We start from the raw sequence: 15,061 nt of genomic DNA on the forward strand, positions 1-15,061 counted from the left end.
CACGACGCCCAGCACCAGCACGGCCAGATCCACTTTGGGTGCGTCAGACGCACCCAACGCCACATTGGGGCGTTTGCTAGCCCAGGTTGCTGGTGCCGAAGGTGTCGCAGCGGGCGGGTTCGCCGGTTTGGAAGCCGGTGGTGAACCACTTCTTGCGCTGCGCGGACGTGCCGTGGGTGAACTTCGAGCGGTCGACCTGGCCGCCGCCGAGCTTCTCCTGGATGTAGTCGTCACCGATGCGGGACGCGGTGTCCAGCGCGGCCGCCACGTCGTCCTGCGTGATGTCGGTGATCAGCGGCTTGCCGCTCTCGGTCGGTGTCGTCGAGGCGTGGTTGGCCCAGACGCCGGCGTAGCAGTCGGCCTGCAGCTCCAGGCGCACCGAGCCGGACGTCGGGCCGGTGCCGGTGCCCTTCTTCGACGTGCCGAGCAGGTTCTGGACGTGGTGGCCGTACTCGTGGGCGAGCACGTACGACTCGGTGAAGAGGCCGCCCTGCGCGCCGAAGCGGGTCTTCAGCTCGTCGAAGAACGAGAGGTCGATGTAGACCTCGGAGTCGGCCGGGCAGTAGAACGGGCCGGTGTCCGAGGTGGCACTGCCGCAGCCGGTGCGCACGCCGCCGTTGAAGAACTTCGTCGGCGCCTTCCGGTAGGTCGAGCCGGAGCGCGCGAACTGCTGCGCCCAGTAGTCCTGGACGGAGTTGACGATCGCGACGATCGCGCAGTCGTGGTTCTTGTTGGCGTCCGCGCCCTTCTTGCACTCGCTGTCGAGTTTGGAGTTGTCGACTTGCTGGCCGGCCCCGACGCCGCCGAGTCCGCCGCTCAGGCCGCTCCCGCTCGGCACGCTGACCCCGCCGAGCTGGGACAGCACGAAGTAGATGATCAGGCCGACGACGCCGAGCCCACCACCGCCGAGCGCCACGCGGCCGCCGATCCCGCCGCCACCACCGCCGCTTCCGCGCAGGTCCTGGACTTCGGAGGTGTCCAGGCCGGCGTCGTCGTCGAATCTCACCCCAGGAATGTTAACGAGCCTGGGCACGACCGTCGCGCTGACGGGCGCACCCAGGCTCTTTGTACCGAGGTATGTCTTGGTCGAACGGTTGGCCGCTTCCGGACCGGCGTTCAGGCGCTGTCGTCACGGCTTCCGAGGCCGTGACGGGATCCAGGCCCGACCGACGCCGTATGCGTGAACGCATGGAAGCCCGCTCAAGCTGCTCGCAGTCGCGGCCGAACCGGTAGATGTCCGCTCCGGTCGCGGGGATGCAGCTGGCGGTCAACCGCGATAATCACCCGTCACGCAACCACCTGACCTCTCCTGGCGGGGAGCCGGGCCGGCACGTCGCCGTCGCCGCGCCGCATACCCTGGCCGACCGTCCGCCGACAAGCAGAATGCGCCTTTTCCGGCCGAGTCTCAACCTTTTCGTAACCCCACCTTCGGGCGATGTTGCGGCGGGATTTCACCGGCCGACGGATCGGCGTCGGTCCGCGCGATCCCTTGATCAACGTTCTACGCTGCCTTATGACCGAGGAGCGACCTGTGCGGTGGTTGAACGAAGCCGAGATGGCGGCGTGGCGCTCCTACATCGTGGCGACCCTCCTGCTGCGGCAGCGGCTGCACCGCGAGCTGTCCGACCGGCACGAGGTGTCCCTCACCGACTACGAAGTGCTCGTCTGCCTGGAGAGCCAGCCCGGGCACCGGATGCGGATGTCGGAGCTGGCGGTCTACATGGGGTCGACGAAGAGCAAGCTTTCGCACCAGGTCGGCCGGCTGGAGGAGGCGGGCCTGGTCCGCCGGGCCCGCGATCCCGAAGACAAGCGCGGGGTGATCACGGAGCTGACCGGCGAGGGCCAGGCCGTGCTCACGACGGCGGCGCCGACCCACGTGGAAGGCGTGCGTGAGCACCTCATCGACCTGTTGACCCCCGAGGAGCAGGCAACGATCGCTTCGGCCTTCGAGCGCGTGCTGGACCACCTGTCGGAGGCCGAAAAGCTGAACCCGGGCGCGGCCGCGCCCGGGTCATCGGAGCGGTAGCGGTGGGATTCGAACCCACGGAGAGGTTGCCCCCTCGCATGTTTTCAAGACATGTTCCTTCGGCCGCTCGGACACGCTACCTCGCTCCACGAGGGTAGCCGACGGCCCGGGGCAACCCGGCCCACGCCTCGGACGTGCTCACCGCATGAGGACGCGATGGGACGATCCGGACTGGCGAGACGACACGGTGGGCGCACCCGTGACCCCGTTCTCGCTGGTCTCCTTGGCGATCGCGCTGGTGTCCCTCGGCGGCCTGATCTTCCTCGGGGCCACGCTCAAGGAGCGGGCCGGCTCGGTCGTGGCCCCGGCGACGGTGGAGCGTGTGCAGGCCCCGGACCTGGTCGTCGCGCGCGTCGAAGATCCGGGCGGCGCGCGGCGGATGGACGTGCGGACCGAAGCCAAGCGCGACCGCGGCACCCACAAGTCGTTCGGCCCTGGTTACGTCCCCGGCACCCGCATCGAAGTGCGCTACTGGCCCGGGAAGCCCGACAAGCCGACCGACACCGCCGGCGAAGTGCGGCTGCCGGGAAACTGGATCTTCGCGATCCCGGCGGCGGGGCTGCTGATCGGGATCGCCGGCCTGCTGGTGCCGGCCTACCCGCTCAGGCCCAAGTCAGCGTGAGCGCGGCACCCTGGGCGCGACCCGCTTCGGCGGCCGGCGTGCGGCTCGACGGGTCCAGCGGGTTGTCGCCGATCGCCGCGACCGAGGCTTCGTCCGGGGTGATCAGGGCGACCTCCGCGCCCGCCGCGCGCAGGTCGGCCAGCACGTCGAGCAGTGGCTTCTCCGCCGGCAACGGTGATTCCAGGCCCAGCGGTGCGACGACCGTGATCCGGGACGAGCCGGCGGCGTAGTCGGCGTTTTCGCCGGAGCGGACGCCGCCGTCGACGTAGCGGCGGCCGTCGATCGTCACCGGGGGCCAGACGCCCGGGACCGCGCAGCTTGCCGCCACCGCGTCGACCAGGGACACCCCCGACGCGCGGTCGAACCGGCGGGGCTCGCCGGTCTCCGCGTCCACCGCCACGATGACCAGGCGCTGCTCCGGCCAGTCGTGCACCGGCAGGCGGGCGGCGATGACCGCGCGGCGATCCGCTTCGGGCACCGTCTCGGCCTTCACGGCCAGCTGCCCGACCGCCCGCCGGACGTCGGCCGGAGTCGTGGCGCCGGTGAGCGCGCCGCCGAAGTCGGCGGCGAACTTTTCGAAGTCGATGTCGGCCGGGATCTCCGGGGCCTGGCGTGCCGGGTCGGCCTGGCGCGCGAACAGCTCGTCCAGCGCGACGCCGCTGGTCACCTGCGCCGCGACCGCCGCACCCGCCGACGTGCCGACCACCAGGTCCGCGCCGGTGAGGTCCTGGCCGTGGCCGGCCAGTCCCACGAGCAGTCCCGTCGTCCACGCGATTCCGGCGACCCCGCCGCCACCCAGCACCAAAGCCTGTCCACCCATGTGATCACCCTAGCGGGACTGGGAAAACCGCCTCCCGGGATTTACTCTCCTGGTCGGCGAGAGGGGCGGCGATGACCGCGAAGATCGAAGGTTTCCACCACGTCAAGTTCCCCGTGCGCGACCTGGCGCGCAGCCGCGAGTGGTACGAGCGCGTGCTGGGGCTCGAAGTCACGCACGAGTTCCCGGACGACGACGGCGTCGTGCGCGGGGTCGCCGGGTCGATCGACGGTGTGCCGGTGGCGTTGCGCGTGCAGGAAAAGGCTGCTGCGGGATTGGCCGGGTTCGACCCCGTCTGCTTCTCGATCGCCGACCGCGCGGCCGCCGAGGCGTGGATCGCGCGGCTGGACGAACTCGGCGTCGAGCACCCGCCGCTGTTCGAGGCCACCACCGGCTGGATGGTGCGCGTGCACGACCCGGACGGCACCGAAATCCGGCTCTACAGCCTGGCGAAGGACGACGGCGTCGACCACACCGACCAGCCGGGCTACGCGCAGCGCGTGCGCTGACTCAGGGCTGCCGCAAGGCTTTCGCGGCGATCCGGGCCCGCACCTCGGGGCGGCGCAGCGGCGGCACGGTCGCCGGGGGCTGACGGCGTTCGGGCAGCTGTTCCAGCAGCCGGGCGGTGATCTCCGCGATTTCGGCCACCGCGGCCTCGAACGGCTCGCGCGTGGCGTCCGAAAGCGACTGGACGCCGGTCACCTTGCGGACGTACTGGCGGGCCGCGGCCTCGATCTCCTCGCCCGTCGCGGCCGGCTGGAGCCCCCGGAGGGTGGTGATGTTTCGGCACATGCCGCCCAGGGTACGACTCTCCGGACGTTTCGATCACACGGTCGGGTAGGCCCGGGCCAACCTCGTTGACGCTCGAACCGGCGCTGGGCAATGTCGGGGAAGTGCCTCTCAGACCGCGTCCCTTCCGCTCCGCCCGCCCCGAACCCGTGATCGCCGAGGAAGAAACGCCGGACACCCCGATCCCGGAACAGGCCTGGCCCCGCGTGCGGGCCGACGAGCTGGTCACCCTCGTGGCACACGTCTTCGCCGCCCACGGCCTCCCCGAAGTCCGGGCCCGCATGGCGGCCGAGGCGCTTTGCCACGGCGACCTGACCGGCTCGCCGGAGACGGGCGTCGCCGACCTGACCCGCGTCCACCTGCCGCTGCTGGCCGAGGGGCTCGTCGTGCCGCACGCCGAGCCGCTGATGATCGCCGACCGCGGTGCCGCCGCGCTGATCGACTACCGCCGCGGCCCCGGGCTCTGGGCCGTGGGCGACGCGATGGACCGGGCGGTGACCCGGGCCGGCCGCTTCGGCGTCGGGCTCGTGTCGATGCGCGGTGCCGGGCCGTTCGGCCGGGCCGGGCACCACGCCGCGCGCGCCCTGCCGCACGCGATGATCGGGCTGGTGCTCGCCGCGGGCGGCGAACCCGGCCAGCCGCTGAACCCGCTGGGCATGGCCGCCCCGGGCGGCGCGTACCCCGAGTTCGTCTTCGACCTGGACCAGCCGGGCTCGGAAGCCGCCGGGCTGACGCTGCTGGTCGAAGTCCTCGCCGGGGTGCTGTCCGGCGTCGCCGACCACGACCACGACACGGGCCTGCTGGTACTGGCGATCGCGCCGACGACGCTGCGCAGCGCCGACGGCTTCTACCGCGCCGCGAGCGCGCTGTTCGGCAGCATGCTCGGCTGGGACGGCAGTACGCCGATCCGCTACCCGGGCTGGCGCGAGGCCCAGCACCTGGAGCAGTGCCGGGCCCTCGGCGTGCCGCTGGCCGGACCGGTGCGCCGCGAGCTGGACGCGCTCGCCGCCTCGCTCGGCCTCCCGCCGCTGACCAGCGTGGGCTGAGACCCAAACGCCCCAATGCCACATTGGGTGCGTTGGACGCACCGAACGCCACATTGGGTGCGTTGGACGCACCGAACGCCACATTGGGTGCGTTGGACGCACCCAACGCCACATTGGGGCGCTTGGGGCCGGCCCGTCGGTCAGCGGACCAGGACGACCTTGCCGCGGTCGGGGCCGACCGCCACGATGTCGCCGTCGGTGAGCTGGCGGCCGCGGCGGGTCTCGACCTCGCCGTTGACCGTGACCTCCTCCGCGTCGATCAGGTCCTTGGCGTGGGAGCCGTCTTCGGCGAGGCCGGCCAGCTTGAGGAACTGGCCGAGCCGGATCGGCTCGCCGGTGATGGGTACGTCGACGGGGTCGCTCATGCCCGCATCATGCCGCCTCAGGTGCGGGCGGTCGTCTGCCGGTACAGCGCCAGGACGTCCTTGTCGAAGTAGCTCGAGTACGACGTGTCGGGGGTGTCGCCCCCGTACTCGAAGCCGCCGATGACGCCGATGACCGTGCCGAGGCGGGTTTGCGGGTTCTGCCCGGTGACCCACGGCCCGCCGCTGGTACCGGTCGGGAAGCCCGCGCAGTCGACCTTCAGCTGGAAGGTGTCCTGCTGGCTGGTGGTGTTCTGGCAGACGGCGGCGACCTCGGAGTCGTCCGGGTAGCCGGTGAGGGTGATGGGCTGCTCGAACGGGGTGCCGGTGGCCAGGGTGTTCGCCCCGACCAGGCTCTCCAGCGACTTCGTCGTGCCCACCTGGTGCGCGGTCGCGAAGCCGACGTCGAGGTCCGGGTCCGACGCCGCGATCCAGCCCGGCGCGACGAGCTCGTCGGACACCGTCCAGTAGCCGAACGGCGCGATTCCATCGTGGTAGGCGGGCGCGAAGGTGACGTTGGCGAGGTAGCCGCCGCCCTCGCCTTCGTGGAGGCAGTGGGCCGCGGTCAGCAGCACGTTCCCCTGCTCGCTGTGCACGACGCTGGCCGTGCAGTAGTGCATCCCCTCCTGGAACAGCGCGCCGACCGCGGGACTCGACACCGCGGGCAGGGCCGGGGCGGGCGCCGGGGTCGCCTCGATCGTGCCGACGTCCGGTGTGTTCGCGTCCGCGAGCAGCGGTCCGTGGACGATCACCACGAGGGCCGCGCCGAGCAAGGCGACCGCGGCAAGGGTGAACAGGACGGCAGGCCGCCGCACAGCGCATCGCCTCCTCGTCCGTTCGGTCCCTCACCAGTCGACGACACCACTTTAGGGCGACGGACCGACACAATCAGCACACCCACAGCAAGCTCACAGGCGCTACTATCCGTAACTCGTGAGTAACACCCGACGGGCGGGAGGGCCGATGAAGGAGTTCACGGACAAGGTCGTGGTGGTCACCGGGGCGGGTTCGGGCATCGGCCGGGCGCTGGCGTGCGAGTTCGCCCGGCGCGGCGCGCGGGTCGCGCTTTCCGACGTCGACACCGCGAACGCGGAGGAAACGGCGAAGCTGGCCGGCGGCGACGCCCGCGCGTACACGCTGGACGTCTCCGACCGTAGTGCCGTGCTCGCGCACGCCGAAGACGTCGCCGATGAGTTCGGCGGCGTCAACGTCATCGTGAACAACGCCGGCGTGGCGCTCGGCGCGACCGTCGAGGAAATGACGTTCGAGGACTACGACTGGCTGATGGGCATCAACCTCGGCGGGGTCGTGAACGGCACGAAGGCGTTCCTGCCGCACCTGATCGCTTCCGGCGACGGGCACGTCGTCAACATCTCCAGCGTGTTCGGTTTCGTCGGCGTGCCGACGCAGAGCGCGTACAACGCGGCGAAGTTCGCGGTGCGCGGGTTCACCGAAGCGCTGCGCGAGGAGATGCTGCTCGCGCGACGCCCGGTCGCGGTGAGCTGCGTGCACCCCGGCGGGATCAAGACCAACATCGTGCGCAACTCGCGCAGCGCCGCCGACGACCAGGAGAAGGCCGCGCAGGGCTTCGAGCGGATCGCCCGCACGACACCGGAAAAGGCGGCGCAGACGATCCTGCGCGGCATCGAGCGCAAGTCGGCGCGGATCCTCATCGGACCGGACGCCTACGTGATCGACGCCATCCCGCGCGTGCTCGGCTCGGCCTACCAGCGGCCGCTGGCGGCGCTCGCGCGGCTCGGGCTCAAGCAGTCGTGAAAGCGGGCTGTCACTCAATGGAGTTGCGTTTCTGACAGGGCCGTCCGAAATGGTCCAGAATGCGTGGGGTCCCCGAGCCCGTACCGGAGGTCCCCGATGCTTCGCACCGCACAGCGCAGTGCGACCCGTCCGTCCAGCGACCGCACCGCGGTGGAGTTGCTGGATCGCACCGGCATCGTCGCGGCGAGCCTGCCCCGGCGCCGCCGCACCGAAGACGAGGTCACGGCGGCCGAGCCGATCTTCACCCGGCCACCGGTGTGCGACCAGGACCTGCGGCCGAAGTCGGTGGTGATCCGGCGCCGGGCCCGGATCTGGCTCGGTGGCGGTGCCGCGGTGCTGCTCGTCGCGGCCGGCTGGCTGGGTGGCGGGCTGTTCACCGGCGGGCTCTTCGCCCCGGCGCAGTCCGACGACGTGGCCCAGGTGGACCCGCGGCCCGTCGTCGCCACGGCGGCCGTCCCGGAGCCGGCGCCCCCGCAGGCGCCGGTCGTCGTCACGCCGCCGCCGAAGACCGTGTACGTGCCGGTGCCCGCGAAGCCGGCACCGAAACAGGTTCAGGCACAGGCGAAACCGCAGCCGAAGAAGACGCCGCCGCCCGAGGAGGAGGCCCGCGTCGACCTGCCGAAGCCGTCGGCCACACCGCCGCCGACCACCATCCCCGTCCAGATCTGGTTCGACATCCCCGAGAGCTTCGTGCAGCGCTACGGCGGTCGCTGAGTCAGGCGCCGCTCCAGCGGTATTCGTGCTCGGGGCGGCCGGTCGCGCCGTAGCGCAGCCGCATCTGGACCGTCCCCGACTCCGCGAGCGCGGTGAGGTACCGCTGCGCCGTCGCCCGCGCCATGCCGAGTTCCCCGGCGACCTCCGCGGCCGACAACGGGCGGCCGGCTTTGCGCAGCTGCTCCGAAACCAGCCGGGACGTCGCCGTCGACTGGCCCTTCGGCGCGGACGTACGGTCCTGGTCGTGCAGCACGCGGTAGGCCCGGTCGACGTCGTCCTGGGCCAGGGCCCGGTCTTCGGCGAGCAGGCCGCGGAAGCGCGCGTAGGACGTCAGCCGTTCCGCGAGCTGGCGGGTGGTGAACGGCTTGATCAGGTAGTTCAGCGCGCCCGCCCGGATCGCCGCCGCCACCGAGGCGCTGTCGGTCGCCGCGGACAGCACGATGGTGTCGGTCTGCAGCTCCGGGAGCACCGCGAGACCGGACTCGTCGGGCAGGTAGACGTCGAGCAGGATCAGGTCCGGCGAGAGCTCCCGGACGCGGGCGCGCGCCTCGGCGGCGGTGTGCGCGGTGCCGACCACCGCGAAGCCCTCGACCTCCTCGACGAACCCGGCGTGCACCCCGGCGACCCGGAAGTCGTCGTCGACGATCAGCGTGCGGATCATCCGTCCTCCGTCAGCATTCCGGGCAGTTTGGCGACGAACAGGGCGCCCGTCTCGCCTTCGCCGGGGTCGGCCAGCCAGACGTCGCCGCCGCGGGCGCGGGCGGCCTGCCGGGCCAGCGCGAGGCCGAGGCCGTGGCCGGGCGCGATCTTCGTCGAGACGCCTTCGTCGAACAACGTCCGCCGCAGGTCCGCGGGAACCCCCGGCCCACTGTCCACAACGGACGCGTGCAGGGTGCTCCCGTCGGCGAACAGGCCGATCTCGACGGTCGCCGGCCGCCGCGGGCCCATCCGCGCGGCGTGCAGGGCGTTGTCGACGAGGTTGCCGATCACGGTGTTGGCGGCGATCGGGTCGGTCACCGTCGTCGGCACCCAGCTGTCTTCGGCGAGCTTCAGGCTGAGGCCTTTTTCCTGCGCCTGCTCGGTTTTCGCGACGAGCAGCGCCTGCAGGTACGGGTCGGCGACGGCGTCGCCCAGCTCGCTCGGCCGCGCCGAAGACGAGTCCGTCAACGTCTGCAGGTACTCGACGGCCTCGGTGTGGTGGCCGAGCTGGAGCAGCCCGTAGAGCGTGTGCAGGCGGTTGGCGAACTCGTGCCGCTGGGCGCGCAGGCCGTCGGACAGCGCGCGGATGCCGTCGAGTTCGCGGGTGAGCGTGTCGAGGTCGGTGCGGTCGCGGAAGGTGAGCACGGTGCCGATCGGGCGGTCGTCGAGCCGCACCGCACGGGAATTGATCACCAGCACGCGGTTTCCGGCCACGGCGAGGAGGTTGTCGACCGGCCGTCCTTCGGCGACGGCCTTGTGCAGCCGCGGGCTGAGTTCGAGTTCGGCCATCGAGGCGCCGATCGGCAGCTCGGTGCCGAGCAGGCGTTCGGCTTCGTCGTTGCGCACCGAGACGCGGTTCGTCTCGTCGACGGCCAGCACGCCTTCGCCGATGCCGTGCAGCACGGCTTCGCGTTCGTAGAGCAGCTCGGTGAGTTCGTGCGGTTCCAGGCCGTGGGTGACGCGCCGCAGCCGCCGGTTCAGCAGCGCGGACGCGCCCGCGCCGAGCAGGAGAGCGCCACCGGCGAACAACAGCGTGATCGTCAGAAGCTGGTTGAACGCGCCGGTGGGGTCGGCCACGTCGAAGCCGACGCTCACCTCACCGACGACCCGTTTGTGGCCCGCTGTCCAGATCGGTGTCTTGCTGCGGACGGACAGCCCGAGCGTGCCGCTCTGCACGGCGCTGACCTCGTCACCGCCGGCGAGCGCCACGTCCGGGGGCGTGCTGACCGGCTTGCCGATCTCGCTCGGCGTCGGGTGGGCCAGCCGGATGCCCTTGTCGTCGGTGATCACCACGAACAAGGTGTTGTTGACGTCGTTGACGGCCAGCGCTCGTTCCTCGAGTGCGCCGCCCGGGATCTTCGCGGCGGCGTTCGCGACGACCACCGGGTCCACCGCCACCGACTTCGCGATGGCCAGGGCCCGCTCCCCGTACTGGTTGGTGAGGGTCCTTGACAGGAGCGCGCTGACCAGGGCGACGCCGATCCCGACGACGAGGAGGACCACGCCGATCTGCAGCAGCAGCACCTGCCTGCTGAACCGCATGCGCGGGAAGAGCGCCCACTTTGGCATGGCTCGGAACCATACCCCCTGGTCAGCGGGTTGCGCTAAATGAGCAAAACATTCAGAACGCGCAGCTCGCGCGGAGAACGTCGACAAGCTTCACGCGGGCGCCACACGTACTTAACGTCCCTTCCCAACGTGAGCCCCACCACGTGACGAAGGAGTCACCTCCACCATGGTTCCCCCACTGATCGAACTCACCGGAGCCACCAAAAGGTTCCCGAGCGGGTCCGGTTCCGTGCACACGGCCGTCCGCGACCTGACCATGACCGTCCAGCCCGGCGAGTTCGTCGCGGTCGTCGGCCCGACCGGCTGCGGCAAGTCGACGACGCTCTCGCTGGTCTCCGGGCTGCAGCCGCCGTCCGCCGGCCGGGTGCGGGTGAACGGCGAGGACGTGAAGTCCATTCCGGACGGTGTCGGCTACATGTTCCAGACCGACGCCGTGATGCCGTGGCGTTCGGTGCTCGACAACGTCGCTTCCGGGCCGCGCTTCCGCGGCGTGCCGAAGGCCGAGGCCCGCGCGCAGGCCGTCGACTGGATCGCCCGGGTCGGGCTCGCCGGGTTCGAGAAGTACTACCCGCACCAGCTCTCCGGCGGCATGCGCAAGCGTGTCGCGCTGGCCCAGACGCTGGTCACGCGGCCGAAGATCATGCTGATGGACGAGCCGTTCTCGGCGCTGGACGTCCAGACGCGGGCGCTGATGCAGGACGAGCTGCTGCGGCTGTGGTCCGGTTCGGGGGCCGCGGTCATCTTCGTGACCCACGACCTCGACGAGGCGATCGCGCTGGCGGACAAGGTCGTCGTGCTGACGACGTCGCCGGCCACCGTGAAGGACGTCTTCGAGATCCCGCTGGAGCGGCCGCGGAAGGTGGAGGACCTGCGGCTCACCGAGGACTTCCGCAAGCTCTACGCCGACATCTGGGAATCGCTGCGCAGTGAGGTCGACAAGGCCCGCCAGAAGGGAGCGACCAATGTCGCTTGAGACCCCCGCGGCTCCGGCCAGCACGCTGCCGGTGCTGGAAACCGAGCAGGACATCCTCACCAAGGCGCGGCGGGCGTCGTCCCGGCGCAAGCGCAACACCTGGCTGCTGCGGCTGGCGCTCGTCGTCGCCTGGCTCGGCAGCTGGGAGCTGACCGCGACCTACTGGATCGACCCGTTCTTCTACTCGAAGCCGTCCCGCATCTGGCAGCGGCTGGTCGAGTGGGTCACCAGCGGCACCGACTTCGGCTCGCTCTGGTACCAGCTGTGGGTCACCGTCGAGGAAGCCCTGGTCGGCTTCGCCATCGGCGCGGTGGCCGGCGTCATCTTCGGCGTCATCCTGGGCCGCAGCCAGTACCTGGCCGACGTGCTCGCGCCGTTCATCAAGGCCGCCAACGCGGTGCCGCGCATCGTGCTCGCCTCGCTGTTCGTCATCTGGTTCGGGCTGGGGTTGGCGTCCAAGGTCGCCACCGTCGTCGTGCTGGTGTTCTTCGTCGTGTTCTTCAACGCCTTCACCGGCGCCCGCGAAGTGGACCGCAACCTGATCGACAACGCGCGCATCCTCGGCGCCGGCCGGATGCAGGTGATCAAGGCGATCGTGCTGCCGAGCGCGACGTCGTGGATCCTGTCCTCGCTGCACACCGCGTTCGGCTTCGCGCTGATCGGCGCGGTCGTCGGCGAGTACGCCGGGTCCAAGGCGGGCATCGGCTTCCTGATCTCGAACGCGCAGGGCACGTTCGACTCCGCGGGCATCTACGCCGCGATGATCATCATCACCGTCGTCGCCCTCGTCGCCGAGTGGGGCATCGGAAATCTCGAGAACCGGCTGCTGCGGTGGCGGCCGTCGATGTCCACCTCCAGCCAGACCGTCATCTGAAAGGACCGAATCGATGAGGATTCGCCGGATCGCCGTCGCGGTCACCGCGCTGACCGCGGTGGCCGGCCTGACCACCGCCTGCCAGGACTCCCGCGTCGCCGCGACGGGGGAGGGCGGCAAGCCCAAGGTCACGATCATGGTCGGTGGCCTGGAGAAGGTCATCTACCTGCCCGCCATGCTCACCCAGCAGCTGGGGAACTTCGCCGCCCAGGGCATCGACGTCGAGCTGCAGAGCGAGCAGTCCGGCGCCAACGCCGAGACCGCGCTCGTCGCCGGCCAGGTGCAGGGCGTGGTCGGGTTCTACGACCACACGATCGACCTGCAGGCCAAGGACCAGTGCATCAAGAGCGTGGTGCAGCTGGCCAACATCCCGGGTGAGGCCGAGGTCGTCGGCACCAAGCACGCCGAGGAGATCAAGAGCTCGGCCGACTTCAAGGGCAAGAAGCTGGGCGTGACGTCGCTCGGGTCGTCCACCGACTTCCTCACGAAGGCGCTGGCGGCCAAGGCGGGTGTGGGCGCCGACCAGTACACGCCGGTCAAGGTCGGCGCCGGGCAGACGTTCATCGCCAGCCTGGACAACGGCGGCATTGACGGCGGCATGACGACCGACCCGACGATCGCGCAGCTGACCAACACGGGCAAGGCGAAGGTGCTGTACGACCTCCGGACCCCCGAGGGCACGAAGGCCGCGCTCGGCGGGCTGTACCCGGCGTCGTCGCTGTACATGAGCTGCGACTTCGTCGACCGGAACAAGGACGCCGTGCAGAAGCTGGCCAACGCGTTCGTGGCCACGCTGAAGTGGATCAAGGAGCACAGCCCCGAGGAGATCGCGGCGAAGATGCCGCCGTCCTACAGCGGTGGTGACAAGGCGCTGTACGTCAAGTCCGTCAAGGACAGCATCGGGATGTTCAACGGCGACGGCAAGATGGACGCCGACGGCGCGAAGAACGTGCTCGAGGTGCTTTCGAGCTTCTCGAAGAACGTGCAGCCGAAGAAGGACAAGATCGACCTGTCGAAGACGTACACGACGGAGTTCGTCGACGCGGCCGCGAAACAAGGCTGAAGCCCCGCTCACCTGACCGGGCGGTAGGTGAGCGCCATGACCCGTGAAGGCCTCTTTTCCCCCGCGGAGGCCTTCACGGGTCTTTTCGGTCCAATTCCGGCAAATGGTGAGTATTTCCCGGAATGTGAAGACCCTTCGAAAGTAGCTACCTTCTTTTCGGTGCGGCTCCAACACTGGGGACACGGTTTTCCCGGTCCCCCTCGGTGAACGGAGTCCCCGAATGTCCAAATTCCTGTCGTCGCGCACTGTCCGCGTGCTGACGGCGGTCGCCGCGGCCGCCGCCGGGCTGGCCGTCTCGGGCACCGCGCACGCCGCGGTCCAGTACGGAACGCACTTCCACGGGCACCAGTTCGCGGGCGGCAACTGGGGTGGTTACGTCAGCTTCGGCAGCTTCACGACGGCCACGGCGAGCTGGACCGAACCCTCGGTGACCTGCAACTCCACGAACGACCTGTTCGCGCCGTGGGTCGGCATCGACGGCGACGGATCGTCCACAGTGGAACAGACCGGCGTCGAGACCGACTGCTCCAGCGGGCACCCGGTCTACTCGGCCTGGTACGAGATGTACCCGGCCGCGCCGGTGTACTACAACGTCTCGGTCAGCGCGGGCGACCACATCACCGCGACGGTGACGCGCACCGCGACCAACACCTACCGGCTGGACCTGTCCGACACGACCAAGGGCTGGTCGAAGTCGACCACGAAGTCGCTGACGTCGAAGCACGCGTCGGCGGAGGCGATCATCGAGTCGCCGACGGACTCCTACCCGAGCATTTCGGGCGGCGTGAAGTTCACCGGCGTCAAGTTCAACGGGACGAACCTGGCCTCGACGAACCCCTCCGGTCTCGACGCCGACGACCGCGGCACCTACACGTGGATCCCGGGCGCCATCGGCTCGGACGGCCAGAGCTTCACGATCTCGCGGCACTGAGCTACTTCAGGTTGTTGATCGCCCAGGCGACCACCATCACCGCCAGCACCAGCGAGACGACGGCCTGCAGCATCATCGTCATCTTCGCCCAGATCCGCAGGGGCATGACGTCGGTGGGGCTGAAGGCGGCCGCGTTGGTGAAGGAGAAGTACAGGTAGTCCAAATAGGACGGTTCCCAGTCCTGGTCCGCCAGGCCCGGGTCGGCCATCTGCGGGAACTGCAGGTCGGGGTACTGCACCCGGCCCGCCGCCCGCCGGCCCGGGCCGCCGCGGTCGAACTCCCAGTACCAGAGCGAGAAGGCGACGATGTTCGTCCAGTAGACGATCCCGCCGGTGACGAGCACGGCACCGGCACGGTCGCCGATGGTGCCGGCGGCGATGTCGTAGACGAGCGACACGGCGGAGAACGCGTTCACCGCCGTCACGGCCGCGACGAGCAGCAGCGAGATGGTGCGTTCGACGGCGCTGAAGTGCGTCATCCGGCCCGGGTTGGCGAGCAGCAGCGCGACGACGAGCAGCACCGAGACGGCGGGCAGCAGCCACCACGGGTGCAGCGCCATGTCGTCGGGCAGGACGACCTGCAGCACGAGGGTGGCGACCACGACACCCATCGCGGGCCAGCGCGTCTCGCCGGTGGTCCGCCGGCGCCAGGCGGGAAGAGCCTCTTCGGTCACCGGCTCACGTTAGGTCGCCCCGGCTCGCCTGGCCACCCGGCCCCAAACGCCCCAATGCCACATTGGGTGCGTTGGGCGCACCGAACGCCACATTGGGTGCGTCGAACGCACCCAACGCCACATTGGG

Annotated in this window: 18 protein-coding genes and 1 tRNA gene; 10 read left to right on the forward strand and 9 right to left on the reverse strand. The window is 70.3% G+C overall.

Annotation, left to right across the window (positions count from 1 at the left end; all coding sequences use genetic code 11):
- Positions 1-76: 76 nt before the first annotated feature.
- The gene (locus AB0G28_RS00005) at positions 77-1,006 is read right to left on the reverse strand and encodes a neutral zinc metallopeptidase (protein WP_361081205.1); all 930 of its coding nucleotides are present in this window, start codon (positions 1,004-1,006) and stop codon (positions 77-79) included.
- A 507-nt stretch (positions 1,007-1,513) separates the two neighbouring features.
- Between AB0G28_RS00005 and AB0G28_RS00010 the strand changes: the two genes are divergently transcribed.
- On the forward strand, positions 1,514-2,026 hold the full coding sequence (locus AB0G28_RS00010; protein WP_361081208.1) for a MarR family transcriptional regulator: 513 nt from the start codon (positions 1,514-1,516) through the stop codon (positions 2,024-2,026).
- Here the strand turns inward: AB0G28_RS00010 and AB0G28_RS00015 are convergent.
- Positions 2,021-2,107: transfer RNA gene (locus tag AB0G28_RS00015), tRNA-Ser, on the reverse strand. The genes AB0G28_RS00010 and AB0G28_RS00015 overlap by 6 nt on opposite strands.
- Before the next feature lie 64 nt (positions 2,108-2,171).
- Between AB0G28_RS00015 and AB0G28_RS00020 the strand changes: the two genes are divergently transcribed.
- Positions 2,172-2,648, forward strand: a complete 477-nt coding sequence (locus AB0G28_RS00020) for a DUF3592 domain-containing protein (protein ID WP_361081211.1) — start codon at positions 2,172-2,174, stop codon at positions 2,646-2,648.
- Here AB0G28_RS00020 and AB0G28_RS00025 read toward each other — a convergent pair.
- Positions 2,629-3,468: a patatin-like phospholipase family protein gene (locus AB0G28_RS00025; protein ID WP_361081214.1), complete on the reverse strand. Its 840-nt coding sequence runs from the start codon at positions 3,466-3,468 to the stop codon at positions 2,629-2,631. The genes AB0G28_RS00020 and AB0G28_RS00025 overlap by 20 nt on opposite strands.
- Before the next feature lie 71 nt (positions 3,469-3,539).
- Here AB0G28_RS00025 and AB0G28_RS00030 point away from each other — a divergent pair, with 71 nt between their 5' ends.
- A complete protein-coding gene (locus AB0G28_RS00030; RefSeq protein WP_361081217.1) occupies positions 3,540-3,974 on the forward strand; it encodes a VOC family protein in 435 nt (144 codons plus the stop codon).
- A 1-nt stretch (position 3,975) separates the two neighbouring features.
- Here the strand turns inward: AB0G28_RS00030 and AB0G28_RS00035 are convergent, their stop codons facing one another.
- Positions 3,976-4,257, reverse strand: coding sequence for a DUF2277 domain-containing protein (locus tag AB0G28_RS00035; RefSeq protein ID WP_361081221.1), 282 nt, complete (start codon positions 4,255-4,257; stop codon positions 3,976-3,978).
- A gap of 101 nt (positions 4,258-4,358) precedes the next feature.
- Here AB0G28_RS00035 and AB0G28_RS00040 point away from each other — a divergent pair, with 101 nt between their 5' ends.
- A complete protein-coding gene (locus tag AB0G28_RS00040; protein WP_361081224.1) occupies positions 4,359-5,300 on the forward strand; it encodes an Ldh family oxidoreductase in 942 nt (313 codons plus the stop codon).
- Positions 5,301-5,440: 140 nt separating this feature from the next.
- Here AB0G28_RS00040 and AB0G28_RS00045 read toward each other — a convergent pair whose 3' ends face one another.
- A complete protein-coding gene (locus AB0G28_RS00045; protein ID WP_361081227.1) occupies positions 5,441-5,665 on the reverse strand; it encodes an RNA-binding S4 domain-containing protein in 225 nt (74 codons plus the stop codon).
- Positions 5,666-5,682: 17 nt separating this feature from the next.
- Positions 5,683-6,477 (reverse strand): trypsin-like peptidase domain-containing protein, encoded by a 795-nt coding sequence (locus tag AB0G28_RS00050; RefSeq protein ID WP_361081230.1) that lies wholly within the window; start codon positions 6,475-6,477, stop codon positions 5,683-5,685.
- Positions 6,478-6,625: 148 nt separating this feature from the next.
- Here AB0G28_RS00050 and AB0G28_RS00055 point away from each other — a divergent pair, with 148 nt between their 5' ends.
- Positions 6,626-7,438 carry an SDR family NAD(P)-dependent oxidoreductase gene (locus tag AB0G28_RS00055; RefSeq protein WP_361081233.1) on the forward strand — a complete coding sequence of 271 codons (813 nt, stop codon included), beginning with the start codon at positions 6,626-6,628 and terminating at the stop codon, positions 7,436-7,438.
- A 96-nt stretch (positions 7,439-7,534) separates the two neighbouring features.
- Positions 7,535-8,152 carry a hypothetical protein gene (locus tag AB0G28_RS00060; protein WP_361081236.1) on the forward strand — a complete coding sequence of 206 codons (618 nt, stop codon included), beginning with the start codon at positions 7,535-7,537 and terminating at the stop codon, positions 8,150-8,152.
- Between the two features lies 1 nt (position 8,153).
- On the opposite strand, the gene AB0G28_RS00065 is transcribed toward AB0G28_RS00060, so the two are convergent.
- Together AB0G28_RS00065 and AB0G28_RS00070 are read right to left on the reverse strand one after the other, a co-directional pair.
- Entirely contained in the window at positions 8,154-8,813 is a 660-nt protein-coding gene (locus AB0G28_RS00065; protein ID WP_361081239.1) for a response regulator, read from the reverse strand.
- Positions 8,810-10,393: a sensor histidine kinase gene (locus tag AB0G28_RS00070; protein ID WP_361082326.1), complete on the reverse strand. Its 1,584-nt coding sequence runs from the start codon at positions 10,391-10,393 to the stop codon at positions 8,810-8,812. Before AB0G28_RS00070 ends, AB0G28_RS00065 begins: the two co-directional genes overlap by 4 nt.
- Before the next feature lie 193 nt (positions 10,394-10,586).
- Between AB0G28_RS00070 and AB0G28_RS00075 the strand changes: the two genes are divergently transcribed.
- The 4 genes from AB0G28_RS00075 to AB0G28_RS00090 all read left to right on the forward strand — a co-directional run bounded on the left by AB0G28_RS00075 (position 10,587) and on the right by AB0G28_RS00090 (position 14,261).
- Positions 10,587-11,393: an ABC transporter ATP-binding protein gene (locus tag AB0G28_RS00075; protein ID WP_361081242.1), complete on the forward strand. Its 807-nt coding sequence runs from the start codon at positions 10,587-10,589 to the stop codon at positions 11,391-11,393.
- The gene (locus AB0G28_RS00080) at positions 11,383-12,267 is read left to right on the forward strand and encodes an ABC transporter permease (protein ID WP_361081245.1); all 885 of its coding nucleotides are present in this window, start codon (positions 11,383-11,385) and stop codon (positions 12,265-12,267) included. Before AB0G28_RS00075 ends, AB0G28_RS00080 begins: the two co-directional genes overlap by 11 nt.
- 13 nt (positions 12,268-12,280) lie before the next feature.
- Entirely contained in the window at positions 12,281-13,330 is a 1,050-nt protein-coding gene (locus tag AB0G28_RS00085) for an ABC transporter substrate-binding protein (RefSeq protein WP_361081248.1), read from the forward strand.
- 220 nt (positions 13,331-13,550) lie between these two features.
- Complete coding sequence (locus tag AB0G28_RS00090; protein ID WP_361081251.1) at positions 13,551-14,261, forward strand: G1 family glutamic endopeptidase; 711 nt, start codon at positions 13,551-13,553, stop codon at positions 14,259-14,261.
- A 1-nt stretch (position 14,262) separates the two neighbouring features.
- Here the strand turns inward: AB0G28_RS00090 and AB0G28_RS00095 are convergent, their stop codons facing one another.
- The gene (locus tag AB0G28_RS00095; protein WP_361082327.1) at positions 14,263-14,871 is read right to left on the reverse strand and encodes a hypothetical protein; all 609 of its coding nucleotides are present in this window, start codon (positions 14,869-14,871) and stop codon (positions 14,263-14,265) included.
- Positions 14,872-15,061 lie beyond the last annotated feature (190 nt).

The organism is Amycolatopsis sp. NPDC021455 (assembly GCF_040640995.1).
GTDB lineage: Bacteria > Actinomycetota > Actinomycetes > Mycobacteriales > Pseudonocardiaceae > Amycolatopsis.